General features: G+C 68.5%; 15 protein-coding genes and 3 tRNA genes. 3 read left to right on the forward strand and 15 right to left on the reverse strand.

Features of this window, described 5'->3' with window-relative positions; genetic code table 11:
* Positions 1 to 13 precede the first annotated feature (13 nt).
* The 7 genes from rplJ to ABZ893_RS25085 form a co-directional block, all read right to left on the reverse strand.
* The gene (gene rplJ, locus ABZ893_RS25055; RefSeq protein ID WP_361407479.1) at positions 14 to 544 is read right to left on the reverse strand and encodes a 50S ribosomal protein L10; all 531 of its coding nucleotides are present in this window, start codon (positions 542 to 544) and stop codon (positions 14 to 16) included.
* 294 nt (positions 545 to 838) lie between these two features.
* A complete protein-coding gene (locus ABZ893_RS25060) occupies positions 839 to 1,546 on the reverse strand; it encodes a hypothetical protein (protein WP_361407481.1) in 708 nt (235 codons plus the stop codon).
* Positions 1,547 to 1,665: 119 nt separating this feature from the next.
* Positions 1,666 to 2,394: a 50S ribosomal protein L1 gene (gene rplA, locus ABZ893_RS25065; RefSeq protein ID WP_361407483.1), complete on the reverse strand. Its 729-nt coding sequence runs from the start codon at positions 2,392 to 2,394 to the stop codon at positions 1,666 to 1,668.
* An 83-nt stretch (positions 2,395 to 2,477) separates the two neighbouring features.
* A complete protein-coding gene (gene rplK, locus ABZ893_RS25070; protein ID WP_127832100.1) occupies positions 2,478 to 2,912 on the reverse strand; it encodes a 50S ribosomal protein L11 in 435 nt (144 codons plus the stop codon).
* A gap of 178 nt (positions 2,913 to 3,090) precedes the next feature.
* Positions 3,091 to 3,981: a transcription termination/antitermination protein NusG gene (gene nusG, locus ABZ893_RS25075; protein ID WP_361407485.1), complete on the reverse strand. Its 891-nt coding sequence runs from the start codon at positions 3,979 to 3,981 to the stop codon at positions 3,091 to 3,093.
* Positions 3,982 to 4,059: 78 nt separating this feature from the next.
* Positions 4,060 to 4,344 carry a preprotein translocase subunit SecE gene (secE, locus tag ABZ893_RS25080; protein ID WP_361407487.1) on the reverse strand — a complete coding sequence of 95 codons (285 nt, stop codon included), beginning with the start codon at positions 4,342 to 4,344 and terminating at the stop codon, positions 4,060 to 4,062.
* 109 nt (positions 4,345 to 4,453) lie between these two features.
* A tRNA-Trp gene (locus ABZ893_RS25085) sits at positions 4,454 to 4,526 on the reverse strand.
* Positions 4,527 to 4,729: 203 nt separating this feature from the next.
* Here ABZ893_RS25085 and ABZ893_RS25090 point away from each other — a divergent pair.
* A complete protein-coding gene (locus tag ABZ893_RS25090; protein ID WP_361407489.1) occupies positions 4,730 to 5,965 on the forward strand; it encodes a pyridoxal phosphate-dependent aminotransferase in 1,236 nt (411 codons plus the stop codon).
* Between the two features lie 140 nt (positions 5,966 to 6,105).
* On the forward strand, positions 6,106 to 7,134 hold the full coding sequence (locus ABZ893_RS25095; RefSeq protein ID WP_361407491.1) for an adenosine deaminase: 1,029 nt from the start codon (positions 6,106 to 6,108) through the stop codon (positions 7,132 to 7,134).
* A gap of 7 nt (positions 7,135 to 7,141) precedes the next feature.
* On the opposite strand, the gene ABZ893_RS25100 is transcribed toward ABZ893_RS25095, so the two are convergent.
* Both ABZ893_RS25100 and ABZ893_RS25105 read right to left on the reverse strand, forming a co-directional pair.
* Positions 7,142 to 7,867 (reverse strand): thioredoxin domain-containing protein, encoded by a 726-nt coding sequence (locus ABZ893_RS25100; RefSeq protein WP_361407493.1) that lies wholly within the window; start codon positions 7,865 to 7,867, stop codon positions 7,142 to 7,144.
* 41 nt (positions 7,868 to 7,908) lie between these two features.
* Entirely contained in the window at positions 7,909 to 8,505 is a 597-nt protein-coding gene (locus ABZ893_RS25105; protein WP_361407498.1) for a TetR/AcrR family transcriptional regulator, read from the reverse strand.
* Positions 8,506 to 8,592: 87 nt separating this feature from the next.
* Here ABZ893_RS25105 and ABZ893_RS25110 point away from each other — a divergent pair, with 87 nt between their 5' ends.
* On the forward strand, positions 8,593 to 9,225 hold the full coding sequence (locus ABZ893_RS25110; protein WP_361407500.1) for an SDR family oxidoreductase: 633 nt from the start codon (positions 8,593 to 8,595) through the stop codon (positions 9,223 to 9,225).
* 32 nt (positions 9,226 to 9,257) lie between these two features.
* Here ABZ893_RS25110 and ABZ893_RS25115 read toward each other — a convergent pair whose 3' ends face one another.
* The 6 genes from ABZ893_RS25115 to ABZ893_RS25140 form a co-directional block, all read right to left on the reverse strand.
* Complete coding sequence (locus ABZ893_RS25115) at positions 9,258 to 10,373, reverse strand: UDP-N-acetylmuramate dehydrogenase (protein ID WP_361407797.1); 1,116 nt, start codon at positions 10,371 to 10,373, stop codon at positions 9,258 to 9,260.
* 23 nt (positions 10,374 to 10,396) lie between these two features.
* Entirely contained in the window at positions 10,397 to 10,828 is a 432-nt protein-coding gene (locus ABZ893_RS25120) for a MaoC family dehydratase (protein WP_361407501.1), read from the reverse strand.
* 2 nt (positions 10,829 to 10,830) lie between these two features.
* On the reverse strand, positions 10,831 to 11,283 hold the full coding sequence (locus ABZ893_RS25125) for a MaoC family dehydratase N-terminal domain-containing protein (protein ID WP_361407503.1): 453 nt from the start codon (positions 11,281 to 11,283) through the stop codon (positions 10,831 to 10,833).
* Between the two features lie 144 nt (positions 11,284 to 11,427).
* Positions 11,428 to 11,592, reverse strand: coding sequence for a 50S ribosomal protein L33 (rpmG, locus tag ABZ893_RS25130; RefSeq protein WP_028427720.1), 165 nt, complete (start codon positions 11,590 to 11,592; stop codon positions 11,428 to 11,430).
* A gap of 88 nt (positions 11,593 to 11,680) precedes the next feature.
* Positions 11,681 to 11,753 (reverse strand) — tRNA-Met (locus ABZ893_RS25135).
* Between the two features lie 44 nt (positions 11,754 to 11,797).
* Positions 11,798 to 11,870 (reverse strand) — tRNA-Thr (locus ABZ893_RS25140).
* Positions 11,871 to 11,949: the final 79 nt, after the last annotated feature.

The raw sequence follows: 11,949 nt of genomic DNA on the forward strand, positions 1-11,949 counted from the left end.
TGCGCGAGCCGAATTACTCGGCACCGCCCTGCTCGGCCTGCTTGGCACGAAGCGCCTCCGCGGTGCGGACGAACTTCGACGGGAGCGCCTGGAAGACCTGGGCAGCCTGAGTCTGCTTGCCCTTGAAGGCGCCCGCCAGCTTGGCGAGCAGAACCTCGCGGGACTCGAGGTCCGCGAGCTTCTTGATCTCGTCGGCGGAGAGTGCCTTGCCATCAAGGACACCGCCCTTGATGACGAGGTTCGGGTTCTCCTTGGCGAAGTCACGAAGACCCTTCGCCGACTCCACCGGGTCACCGGTGACGAAGGCGACCGCCGTCGGACCCGTGAACAGGTCGTCCAGCGTGTTGATCCCGGCCTCGTTGGCCGCGATCTTGGTCAGCGTGTTCTTCACCACGGCGTACTCGGAGTTCTCACCGAGCGAACGGCGCAGCTGCTTGAGCTGGGCCACGGTGAGACCCCGGTACTCGGTCAGCACGGCGGCGTTCGAGCTGCGGAACTTGTCCGTGAGCTCGGCTACCGCGGCAGCCTTGTCGGGCGTCGGCATAGAGCGTCGGCCTCCTTCCGGGTGATGAGGACCGCTCAGAAGGGGCTGTGCAAAACAAAACGCCCCGGCGCAGGCGCACGGGGCGTAGCTCGACCAGTTTCTGTTCGGTGAAGAACAGCGTCCGGGAACTTTCCACAGTCACCTGCGCAGGTCGTCCGCTTTCAGCAGATCCTTCGGTCGCCGCTTCCTCTTACGAGGGCACGGCAACGACCAGCGGTCTTTGGCTTCTGTAGGAGATTACGTGACCGGGTCCGCGCGAGGCAAATCCGCCTCGACCGACCTCGAAGGAGCAGGTCAGAGGGGCGCGTCTTTTCGGGCGACGACGTCCTCGAAGTCGACGGTGTCGTGCTCGGGCGGGCGCTCGGCCGAGGCTCGTGCCCCGTAATCGGCGTAGTGGACCGTGCCGACGAAGGTGCCGGCCGGCGTGCGGGAGCGCTGGACGCGCTTGAGCAGACGGTGGCCGGGGCCGATCCAGACGTCGACGCGCTGGCCGTCCGCCGTGCCCGCGTAGTGCGTCCCGTGGACCCCGCGTACGCGCTCGCCGCCCACCTCGCGTACGTCCCCCGCGGACAGCAGCAGCTTCAGGGAGGCCGCCGGCGAGAGGTCGGTCCCGGAGTCGTACGGGTACCGGATCCAGTGCCTGCCGTCCGACAGGGCGGCGAACCGGTCGGTCATGCGCGTGTAGTACGCGTCCGGCAGGAAGCGGGACTGGGAGGGTGAGCCGCCGAGGAGACGGGCCGTCGAGTCGCCCGTCGTGGTCACCGTCAGCGTGCCGCGCAGCCCTCCCGTCCAGCGCAGGACGCCGTAGCTCCGCGAGGACAGGCTCGGGCCGGTCGTGGTCACCGCGTCGATCCTGGCCGACCCGGCGGCGGCGACCTCGGCGACGGCGGCCCGTAACGCGCGGGTGACGCCCTCGTCGGCCTCGGGTCGGCCGCCGCACGACACCAGCGCGGCCAGCGCCAGCGAGACCGCCACGTACCGCACCCATGTCCTGCCGCTCATCCGCTCCCCCGCCCGGCCGGCCCCTGGTCGGTCCGCACGCTATCGCGGGGAGAACGGGAACGGGCCCCGCACCTCGAAAGGTGCGGGGCCCGGAACCGACTTCGGGTGAGCTATGAGGCTCAGACCGCGGCCGGGTCCTCCTCGACGAGGAGGTTGCGGGTGCGGTTCGGGTCGACCGGAACGCCGGGGCCCATCGTGGTGGCGATGGCGGCCTTCTTGATGTAGCGACCCTTGGCGGCGGACGGCTTCAGACGAAGGATCTCGTCCAGGGCCGCGCCGTAGTTCTCCACCAGCTGGTTGTCGTCGAACGACACCTTGCCGATGATGAAGTGCAGGTTCGAGTGCTTGTCGACGCGGAACTCGATCTTGCCGCCCTTGATCTCGTTCACGGCCTTGGCCACGTCCGGGGTCACGGTGCCGGTCTTCGGGTTCGGCATGAGGCCACGGGGACCGAGCACGCGGCCGAGGCGGCCGACCTTGCCCATGAGGTCCGGGGTGGCGACGACGGCGTCGAACTCGTTCAGGCGGTTGCCCTTGGAGATCTCGTCGATGAGCTCGTCGGAGCCGACGATGTCGGCGCCCGCGGCTTCCGCGGCCGCAGCACGGTCACCGGTCGCGAAGACCAGGACCCGGGCGGTCTTGCCGGTGCCGTGCGGGAGGTTCACGGTGCCACGGACCATCTGGTCGGCCTTACGCGGGTCGACACCCAGACGGAAGGCGACCTCGACGGTGCCGTCGAACTTCGTCGCGGAGGTCTCCTTGGCGAGACGGACGGCCTCGAGCGGGGCGTAGAGCTTCTCCCGGTCGATCTTGGCGTCCGCAGCGCGGAGAGTCTTGCTGCGCTTCACTTCTACTCCTGAGTTTCAGGTATGGAGTTCGTGGTCCGGACCAGCGCTGGTCCTGCCACTGAAAGGTCTTACGGGGGTGAGGGTCAGCCCTCGACCGTCACGCCCATGGAACGCGCGGTGCCGGCGATGATCTTCGCGGCGGCGTCCAGGTCGTTGGCGTTGAGGTCGGCCATCTTGGTGGTGGCGATCTCGCGGACCTGCGCGTCGGTGATCTTCGCGACCTTGGTCTTGTGGGGCTCGCCGGAGCCCTTCTCGATACCCGCGGCCTTGAGGATCATCTTGGCGGCCGGGGGCGTCTTGGTCACGAAGGTGAAGGAGCGGTCTTCGTAGACCGTGATCTCCACCGGGATGACCCAGCCACGCTGCGACTCGGTCGCGGCGTTGTAGGCCTTGCAGAACTCCATGATGTTGACGCCGTGCTGGCCCAGCGCGGGACCGACCGGCGGGGCCGGGTTGGCGGCACCGGCCTGGATCTGGAGCTTGATAAGCCCCGTGACCTTCTTCTTCTTGGGAGGCATGTGCTCTCTCCGGGTCCTAGTGAGAGTTTTCAGCCGACCACCCGGTCGTCCGGATGGAGGCATACCGCACCACGATAACGGGTATCCATGTGCGGCCAAAAACCGAGCAGGTCAGACGGGCTTTCACAGCCCGTCTGACCTGTTCGGAAGTGCTTGTTCCAGAAGGTGCCGGTGAGGGCTAGTTCTTCTGGATCTGGTCGAAGCTGAGCTCGACCGGGGTCTCGCGGCCGAAGATCTCGACGAGACCCTTGACCTTCTTCGAGTCGGCGTTGATCTCGTTGATCGTCGCCTGCAGCGTCGCGAAGGGACCGTCGGTGACGGTGACCGAGTCGCCGACCTCGAAGTCCAGGACCTGGACCTCGACCTTGCGGGACGGAGCCGGCTTGCCCTCGGCCTCGGCGGCCTCACGGGCGGCCTTCTCCTCGGCCTCCGGGGCGAGCATCTTGACGATCTCGTCCAGGGTCAGCGGGTACGGGTCGTAGGCGTTGCCCACGAAGCCGGTGACGCCGGGGGTGTTGCGGACGACGCCCCAGGACTCGTTCGTCAGGTCCATGCGCACCAGCACGTAGCCGGGGAGCTTGTTCTGACGGATGGTCTTGCGCTCGCCGTTCTTGATCTGCGCGACCTCTTCCTGCGGCACCTCGGCCTGGAAGATGAAGTCCTCGACGTTCAGCGAGACGGCGCGCTGCTCGAGGTTGGTCTTCACGCGGTTCTCGTAACCGGCGTACGTGTGGATGACGTACCACTCGCCGGGCAGCGTGCGGAGTTCCTCGCGCAGGGCGGCGATGGGGTCGACCGGCTCGGACTCCTCGACGACCTCGTCGGCGGCGTCCTCGGACTCGTCAGACTCCTCGTCGGACTCCTCAGACTCCTCGTCGGACTCCTCGTCGGACTCCTCGGCGGCCTCGTCCTCGACGTGCACGGCGGCCTCTTCGGCAGCCTCACCGGCGGCGGCGTCGGCAGCCTCGGCCTGGTCCGGGTCCTCGGCGTCCGCCGCCTCGACGATGTCGAGCTCGTCCTCAACGGACTCGACACGCTCGATCGACTCGTTCAGGTTCGGGTCAGACACTGTGGCTGCTTCTTCCTGGATACATAGGGGTGGAACACGCGAAATGGGGCGCCGGGTACGGCGCCCTTCGCGATCGGCTCAGCCGAAGATGTACTTGACGGCGTGGTTGAAGCCATAGTCAATCACGGTCACCAGAGCGATCATGATGACGACGAACACGATCACCACAGTGGTGTACGTGGTGAGCTGGTGGCGAGTGGGCCAGACGACCTTGCGGAGCTCCGCGATGATCTGGCGGTAGAACAGCGCGAGACGCCCGAAGGGGCCCTTCTTGCCGCGCTTGCCACCCTTACGGGTCTTCTTGGACTCCGGCGCCTCGTCCTGGGCATCAGGCATGTCGATGGAGCCCACGGCGTCCGTCACGCGTCCTCACCTGAATTCCGGGTCGTGGCCGTGCCGCGCCCGGTTGAGCCGCACGGCGGTGCATTTGCAGTACGTACATGCGCACACGTCCTGGCGAAGGAGTGTGTAGCAGGGCCGGAGGGACTTGAACCCCCAACCGCTGGTTTTGGAGACCAGTGCTCTACCAATTGAGCTACGACCCTTTGTCTTCCCCAACGTACCGCATCCTTCCGGCTGCACGTCGTGAGCCGTAAGGGCGCGGCCTGTGAGGGCCAACGAGCAGTGAGTGTACGTGGTCCGCGGCCCTCCGTCGAACAGACAACGTTCTTGAGTGGATCAACGCCGGATCGTCCGGTCCGTGAAACCTGCGTGCCGGGCGGCTTTCCTGTCTGGAACGATGGGTTTCATGAGCGCTGCAACTCCTCCCTCCTCGCCCACCGACCGCCGGGTCTCCGCCCGTGTCGGCGCGATCTCCGAGTCCGCGACCCTCGCCGTCGACGCCAAGGCCAAGGCCCTCAAGGCCGCCGGGCGCCCGGTCATCGGTTTCGGCGCGGGTGAGCCCGACTTCCCGACCCCGGACTACATCGTCGAAGCGGCCGTCGAGGCCTGCAAGAACCCGAAGTACCACCGCTACACGCCCGCCGGCGGTCTGCCCGAGCTGAAGACCGCGATCGCCGCGAAGACGCTGCGCGACTCCGGCTACGAGGTCGACGCCTCCCAGATCCTGGTCACCAACGGCGGCAAGCAGGCCATCTACGAGGCCTTCGCCGCGATCCTCGACCCGGGCGACGAGGTCATCGTCCCGGCTCCGTACTGGACGACGTACCCCGAGTCGATCCGTCTCGCCGGTGGCGTGCCGGTCGAGGTCGTGGCCGACGAGACGACCGGGTACCGGGTCTCGGTGGAGCAGCTGGAGGCCGCGCGCACCGAGCGCACGAAGGTCGTCCTGTTCGTGTCGCCGTCGAACCCGACGGGTGCGGTCTACAGCGAGGCCGACGCCGAGGCGATCGGCCGCTGGGCCGTCGAGCACGGCCTGTGGGTGATGACGGACGAGATCTACGAGCACCTGGTCTACGGCGACGCGAAGTTCACGTCCCTGCCGGCGGTCCTGCCCGAGCTGCGCGACAAGTGCATCGTGGTGAACGGCGTCGCCAAGACGTACGCGATGACCGGCTGGCGTGTCGGGTGGATCATCGGCCCGAAGGACGTCGTGAAGGCGGCCACCAACCTGCAGTCGCACGCCACGTCCAACGTGTCGAACGTCGCGCAGGTGGCCGCGCTCGCCGCCGTCTCCGGTGACCTGACGGCCGTGGCGAAGATGCGCGAGGCCTTCGACCGCCGCCGCAAGACGATGGTGCGGATGCTGAACGAGATCGACGGCGTGTTCTGCCCCGAGCCCGAGGGCGCGTTCTACGCGTACCCGTCGGTCAAGGAGCTGATCGGCAAGGAGATCCGCGGCCAGCGTCCGCAGGACTCCGTCGAGCTGGCCGCGCTCATCCTGGAGGAGGCCGAGGTCGCGGTCGTCCCGGGTGAGGCGTTCGGTACGCCGGGCTACCTGCGGCTGTCGTACGCGCTGGGTGACGAGGACCTGGTCGAGGGTGTCTCGCGGATCCAGAAGCTGCTCGCCGAGGCGCGCGACTGACGCGCCACACGCGTGTGAGCGGGCCGTCCCCGGGGTCTTCCGGGGGCGGCCCGCTTTTTCGTCCGTTTCTTCGTTCGGACGAGGGCACGAACGTGGAAAGGCGCTTCCCGGGCGGCGGGTGTGTGCGGCAAGATCCTTGGATGGAGCGCGTACCACGTGACGTCAGGCTGCTGCCCAAGGCCCATCTGCATCTGCACTTCACCGGGTCGATGCGGCCCACGACCCTGCTCGAACTCGCGGACAAGTACGGGGTCAGGCTGCCCGACGCCCTGACCGGGGCCGAGCCGCCGAAGTTGCGGGCCACCGACGAGCGCGGCTGGTTCCGCTTCCAGCGCCTCTACGACGCCGCCCGCGCCTGCCTGCGCGAGCCCGAGGACATCCAGCGGCTGGTCAGGGAGGCCGCACTCGAAGATCTCGCGGACGGATCGGGCTGGCTGGAGATCCAGGTCGACCCGACGTCGTACGCGCCACGGCTCGGCGGGCTGATCCCGGCGCTCGAAGTCATCCTGGACGCCGTCGAGACCGCATCGCGGGACACGGGTCTCGGGATCCGGTTGCTGGTGGCCGCGAACCGGATGAAGCACCCGCTGGACGCCCGCACGCTGGCCCGCCTCGCGGTGCGGTACGCGGACCGGGGCATCGTCGGCTTCGGGCTCTCCAACGACGAACGCCGTGGCATGGCGCGGGATTTCGACCGGGCCTTCGCCATCGCGCGGGAGGGCGGGCTGCTCGCGGCGCCGCACGGGGGCGAGCTGACCGGGCCGTCCTCCGTGCGCGACTGCCTGGACGACCTGGACGCCTCGCGGATCGGGCACGGGGTGCGGGCCGCCGAGGACCCGCGCCTGCTGCGGCGCCTCGCCGAGCGCGGGGTCACCTGCGAGGTCTGCCCGGCCTCCAATGTCGCGCTCGGTGTCTACGAGAAGCCCGAGGACGTACCCCTGCGCACTTTGTTCGAGGCCGGGGTGCCGATGGCGCTCGGCGCCGACGATCCGCTGCTGTTCGGCTCGCGTCTGGCGGCCCAGTACGAGATCGCGCGCCAGTACCACGACTTCACCGACGCGGAACTGGCCGAGCTGGCGCGTCAGTCGGTGCGCGGCTCGGCGGCGCCGGAGGACATCAAGGCGAAGCTGCTGTCGGGGGTCGACGACTGGCTGACCGCCGCTCCCTGACCTCGGGTCACTGCTTCGCGGAGGCCATCGCGACCACGACCGGCAGGTACTTGGGGTCGAACATGCCGCCCCGCATGTCGTCCCCGAGCAAGGTGCCGTTCACGGCGAAGCCCGGCGTGCCAGACACCTTGTCCTGCTCGTAGGCCTTCTCGGACGCGGTGACGAAGGAGCCGTACTTCATGTCCTTCACCGCCGTGTCGAACTCGTCGCCGCGCAGCCCCTTCACGCGGGAGGCCATGCGGAGGAGGAAGGCGTCGGTGTACCCGTCGACGGACTCCTCGGGCTGCTCGTGGAAGAGGACGTCGTGGTACTCGACGAACTTGCCCTGGTCGAGGGCGGCCCGCAGCGCGTTGGCCGCCTTCTTGGAGCCCTTTCCGCCGAGCCGGTCGTCGAGGAACGACGCCAGCGTGTACTCGGTCCTGACCTCGCCGTCGAGGGTCATCTTCCGCAGGGCCCCGGCGCCGCCCTCCTCCTCGAAGTCCCGGCACACCGGGCAGCGCAGGTCCTCGTAGAGCCGTACGACGGTGTCGGCCTTCGCGGAGCCGACGACGACGGTCGTGCCGTCGGCCGCGAGGTACTCGGGCAGCTGCGCCGAGTTCGCGAAACGCTCGGGCGCGTCGTGCTTGGCGTCCGTACTGGACACGTCTTTGCCGCCGCATCCCGTGACGAGCGCTCCGGCCAGCGCCGTGCCCAGTACCGCCATGGCGGCACGCCGCCCACTTACCCACCGCATGGAATTTCCCTCCGTGAAAACGTCGGGACTCTATGTGATCCCTACGCGATCCCGGCGAGCAGGGTGCGGGCCAGCGACGCGGCGAACTCGTCGACCGGCGTCGGGGGCTTGCGGCCGGGGACCATGTCGTACGCGAACGCGCGCTGGGCGCAGGCTCCGAGGAGGAGGGACGCGGCGGCGTAGGTATCGGCGTCGGGGCGGACGCGGCCGGCTTCCTGCTCGGACCTGAGATAGGCGTCGAGGCCCTGGATGGGCAGGTGGGGGCCGGCGCCCAGCTCGCGCAGAGCTTCTTCGTGACGGCGCTTGAGCTGGGGTTCCGCGTACAGGGACGCGGCCATCGGGAAGGTCTGCTCGTAGAAGAGGGCGGCCTCGCGGGCGATCTCGGTGAGGTTCTGCTCGACGGTCCGCGCGCCCGGCTCCTCGGTAAGTGCGGTCAGAAGGGGACCGAGTCTGGGCAGCCGTTCGCTCAGAACGGTCACGAACAGCTCCTCTTTGTTCGCGAAGTACTTGTAGAGCGCGGCTTCCGAGCAGCCGGCCGCCTTGGCGATCTCCTTGGTGGTCGCGCGGGCGAGGCCGATGCTCAGCATGAGTTCATGGGCCGCGTCGACGATGCGGACCCGGGCCGGCTTCTGATTCATGCGGGCTCCAGCCAAGGTTGACGGGCAGGTGGGTATCCACTCACCCTAGAGGTGAGTGAACACTTACCCACCCTAGGAGGGTGTGCCATGAGGCTCACTGTTTTCGGAGCGACGGGCGGCATCGGGCAGGAGATCGTCCGACAGGCCCTGGCAGCGGGACATCAGGTGACGGCGGTGGTCCGTGACCCCGCGAGGTTCACCATTACGGGGGACGGTCTCGACGTGTTCCAGGCGGACGTACGGGATCCGGAGGCGCTGCGCCCCGCCGTCGCCGGGCGCGACGCGACCCTGTCCGGACTCGGCGCCCGCAAGCGCACGGACGCGGGCATCACGACCGAACTGACCCGCTCGGTGCTGCGCGCGATGGAGGCAGAAGACGTACGACGCCTGCTCGTCGTCAGCGCGGCACCGGTCGGCCCCGAGCCCGCGAACTCACCGCTCGTCGACCGCGCCATGCTCGGCGTGATCAATTCCGTGCTCAAGGGCGTGTACGACGACCTGCGCGCCATGGAGGCCGAACTCGCGGCCAGCGCCACGGACTGGACGTCCGTACGCCCGCCCAAGCTCACGAACAAGCCGGTCACCGGCACGTACCGGACCGTCGTCGGCGGGAATCCGCGCAGCGGCCGCAGCATCTCGCGGGCCGACGTGGCCCACGCGATGCTCGCGATGATCGACGCCCCGGCCACCGTGAAGCAGGGGGTGGGGGTCGCGTACTAGCGGCTATCTTTGGCCGTCCTCACAGGCTCGTCTTACAGGCTCACGCCCACCGTGACCGGCTCGTTGACCAGGGTGACGCCGAACGCGTCCTGGACTCCGGCCACGACCTCGCGGGCCAGGGCCAGCAGGTCGTCGGTGGTGGCCTCGCCCCGGTTGGTGAGGGCGAGCGTGTGCTTGGTGGAGATACGGGCGGGCCCGGAGCCGTAGCCCTTGGTGAAACCGGCCTTGTCGATGAGCCAGGCCGCGGAGGTCTTGGTCAGGCCCTCCCCGGCAGGGAACGCTGGCGCCTTGGCGTCGGGCCCGAGCCGGTCCGCCACGCGCACGCGGAACGCAGCGAACTCGTCCTCGGTGAGGATCGGGTTCGTGAAGAACGACCCGGCCGACCACGTGTCGTGGTCCTCGGGGGCGAGCACCATGCCCTTCCCGGCGCGCAGCTTCAGGACGGTCTCGCGGGCGAGCGCGGCGGGGACCCGGTCGCCCGCCTCGACGCCGAGCGTGCGGGCCGTCTCCGGGTACTTGATCGGGGCGCTCATGCCGCCCGCGTCCTCAAGCCCGAACCGCACCCGCAGCACCACGAACCGCTCGGGATCGGCCTTGAAACGGCTGTGCCGGTACGAGAACGCGCACTCCTCGTTCGGAATCGTGACCGTCTCGTCGGCCTTCCGGTCGTACGCGATCACCTCGGTGATCGTCGACGAGACCTCCTGGCCGTACGCGCCCACGTTCTGGATCGGCGTGGCGCCGGCCGAGCCGGGGATGCCGGCCAGGCACTCGACGCCCGCGAGGCCGGCCTCGACGGTGCGGGCGACGGCGTCGGTCCACACCTCTCCGGCCGCCAGTTCGAGGCTCGTGCCGTCGAGGGTGAAGCCCTTCGTGGCGATCCGCAGGGCCGTACCGGCGAAGCCCTTGTCGCCGATGACGAGGTTGCTGCCACCGCCGACGATCAGCAACGGCGTACCGCTCGCGTCGGCCTCGCGGACGGCGGCGATCACCTCGTCGTCGGTCGTCGCCGTCAGCAGCCGGGTCGCCGGGCCGCCGAGACGGAAGGTGGTCAGGGGGGCGAGGGGCGCGTCGTGGAGTTCCTGCACGGGCTCAAGAGTACGAGAACGGCCCCGCCGGTCGTGGCGGGGCCGTTCTCGTACACCTATTACTGAGCGAGCTCGTACTCCGATTACTGAGCGAGCTGCACCACGGCGCGTGACATCCCGAGGACCTTCTGGCCCGCGCTCGTCGCCGTGAGGTCGACGCGCACGCGGCCGTCGTCGAGCTTGGCGGCGACCTTGGCGCTGACCTGGATCTCGGCACCCTTGTCGTCGTTCGGGACGATGACGGGCTTGGTGAAGCGCACGCCGTACTCCACGACCGCGGCCGGGTCGCCGACCCAGTCGGTCACGACGCGGATCGCCTCGGCCATGGTGAACATGCCGTGCGCGATGACGTCCGGGAGCCCGACCTCGACCGCGAACTTCTCGTTCCAGTGGATCGGGTTGAAGTCACCGGAGGCGCCCGCGTACTGCACGAGCGTGGCGCGCGTCACGGGGAACGTCTGGGCCGGCAGCTCGGTGCCGATCTCCACGTCCGCGTACTGGATGGTCGTCGTCATGGTCACGCCCCCTCGGCCGCGCGGGACACGAGCTTGGTCCAGGCGGTCACGACGTGCTCGCCCGCCTCGTCGTGGACCTCGCCCCGGATGTCCAGGATGTCGTTGCCCGCGAGGGACTTGATCGCCTCGATGGTCGAGGTGACGGTGAGCCGGTCGCCGGCGCGCACGGGGCGCGTGTAGGCGAACTTCTGGTCACCGTGCACGACGCGGCTGTAGTCGAGACCCAGCTGCGGGTCCGCGATCACCTGGCCGGCGGCCTTGAACGTGATGGCGAACACAAAAGTCGGCGGAGCGATCACATCGGGGTGGCCGAGCGCCTTGGCCGCCTCCGGATCGACGTAGGCGGGATTGGCGTCCCGCACCGCCTCCGCGAATTCACGGATCTTCTCCCGGCCGACCTCATAGGGGTCGGTGGGCGGGTAGGACCGTCCCACGAAGGACTGGTCGAGCGCCATGGACTCGGCACCTCCTGGATTTGCGCTGTTCCGGATCGTTGCCGGACTGCCGGATGTTGCCGGATCTTACGGCCGGCGGCACATACGCGATAACGACACGAGGCCGCCCCCAATAAAGGGGACGGCCTCGTGTACGAGCCTGAGTCAGCGCGTTTCGCGGTGCGCCGTGTGCTGGTTGCAGCGCGGGCAGTGCTTCTTCATCTCAAGACGGTCCGGGTTGTTACGCCGGTTCTTCTTGGTGATGTAGTTCCGCTCCTTGCACTCCACGCAGGCCAGCGTGATCTTCGGGCGGACGTCGGTGGCAGCCACGTGAGTGCTCCTTGGACGGACGGATTGACGGATGAACGCACAAATAGTAGCCGACCGGAGGACCGACCCCACAATCGGCTACTGTGTGTAGCGGTGACCGGACTTGAACCGGTGACACAGCGATTATGAGCCGCTTGCTCTACCGACTGAGCTACACCGCTTTGATGTTGGTAGCCCCGCCCGGAGGCGGGATTCCCTTCACCAGAGCCCCAATACGGAATCGAACCGTAGACCTTCTCCTTACCATGGAGACGCTCTACCGACTGAGCTATTGGGGCGAGCGATGAAGACATTACACGCTCGCCCGCCGATCGCCCAAATCCGTTTCGCCGCCACGTTCCACGGGCAGAGCCGCAC

Origin of the sequence: Streptomyces sp. NPDC046821 (assembly GCF_040645335.1) — a bacterium.
Taxonomy (GTDB): domain Bacteria; phylum Actinomycetota; class Actinomycetes; order Streptomycetales; family Streptomycetaceae; genus Streptomyces.

What these genes read in the sequence shown, in the direction of transcription:
- ABZ893_RS25090 (WP_361407489.1), top strand. Translation starts at nt 4,730, where the DNA reads ATGAGCGCTGCAACTCCTCCCTCCTCGCCCACCGACCGCCGGGTCTCC.
- ABZ893_RS25060 (WP_361407481.1), bottom strand. Translation starts at nt 1,546, where the DNA reads ATGAGCGGCAGGACATGGGTGCGGTACGTGGCGGTCTCGCTGGCGCTG.
- ABZ893_RS25100 (WP_361407493.1), bottom strand. Translation starts at nt 7,867, where the DNA reads ATGCGGTGGGTAAGTGGGCGGCGTGCCGCCATGGCGGTACTGGGCACG.
- ABZ893_RS25105 (WP_361407498.1), bottom strand. Translation starts at nt 8,505, where the DNA reads ATGAATCAGAAGCCGGCCCGGGTCCGCATCGTCGACGCGGCCCATGAA.
- ABZ893_RS25110 (WP_361407500.1), top strand. Translation starts at nt 8,593, where the DNA reads ATGAGGCTCACTGTTTTCGGAGCGACGGGCGGCATCGGGCAGGAGATC.
- rplJ (WP_361407479.1), bottom strand. Translation starts at nt 544, where the DNA reads ATGCCGACGCCCGACAAGGCTGCCGCGGTAGCCGAGCTCACGGACAAG.
- rplK (WP_127832100.1), bottom strand. Translation starts at nt 2,912, where the DNA reads ATGCCTCCCAAGAAGAAGAAGGTCACGGGGCTTATCAAGCTCCAGATC.
- ABZ893_RS25120 (WP_361407501.1), bottom strand. Translation starts at nt 10,828, where the DNA reads ATGACGACGACCATCCAGTACGCGGACGTGGAGATCGGCACCGAGCTG.
- ABZ893_RS25095 (WP_361407491.1), top strand. Translation starts at nt 6,106, where the DNA reads ATGGAGCGCGTACCACGTGACGTCAGGCTGCTGCCCAAGGCCCATCTG.
- ABZ893_RS25125 (WP_361407503.1), bottom strand. Translation starts at nt 11,283, where the DNA reads ATGGCGCTCGACCAGTCCTTCGTGGGACGGTCCTACCCGCCCACCGAC.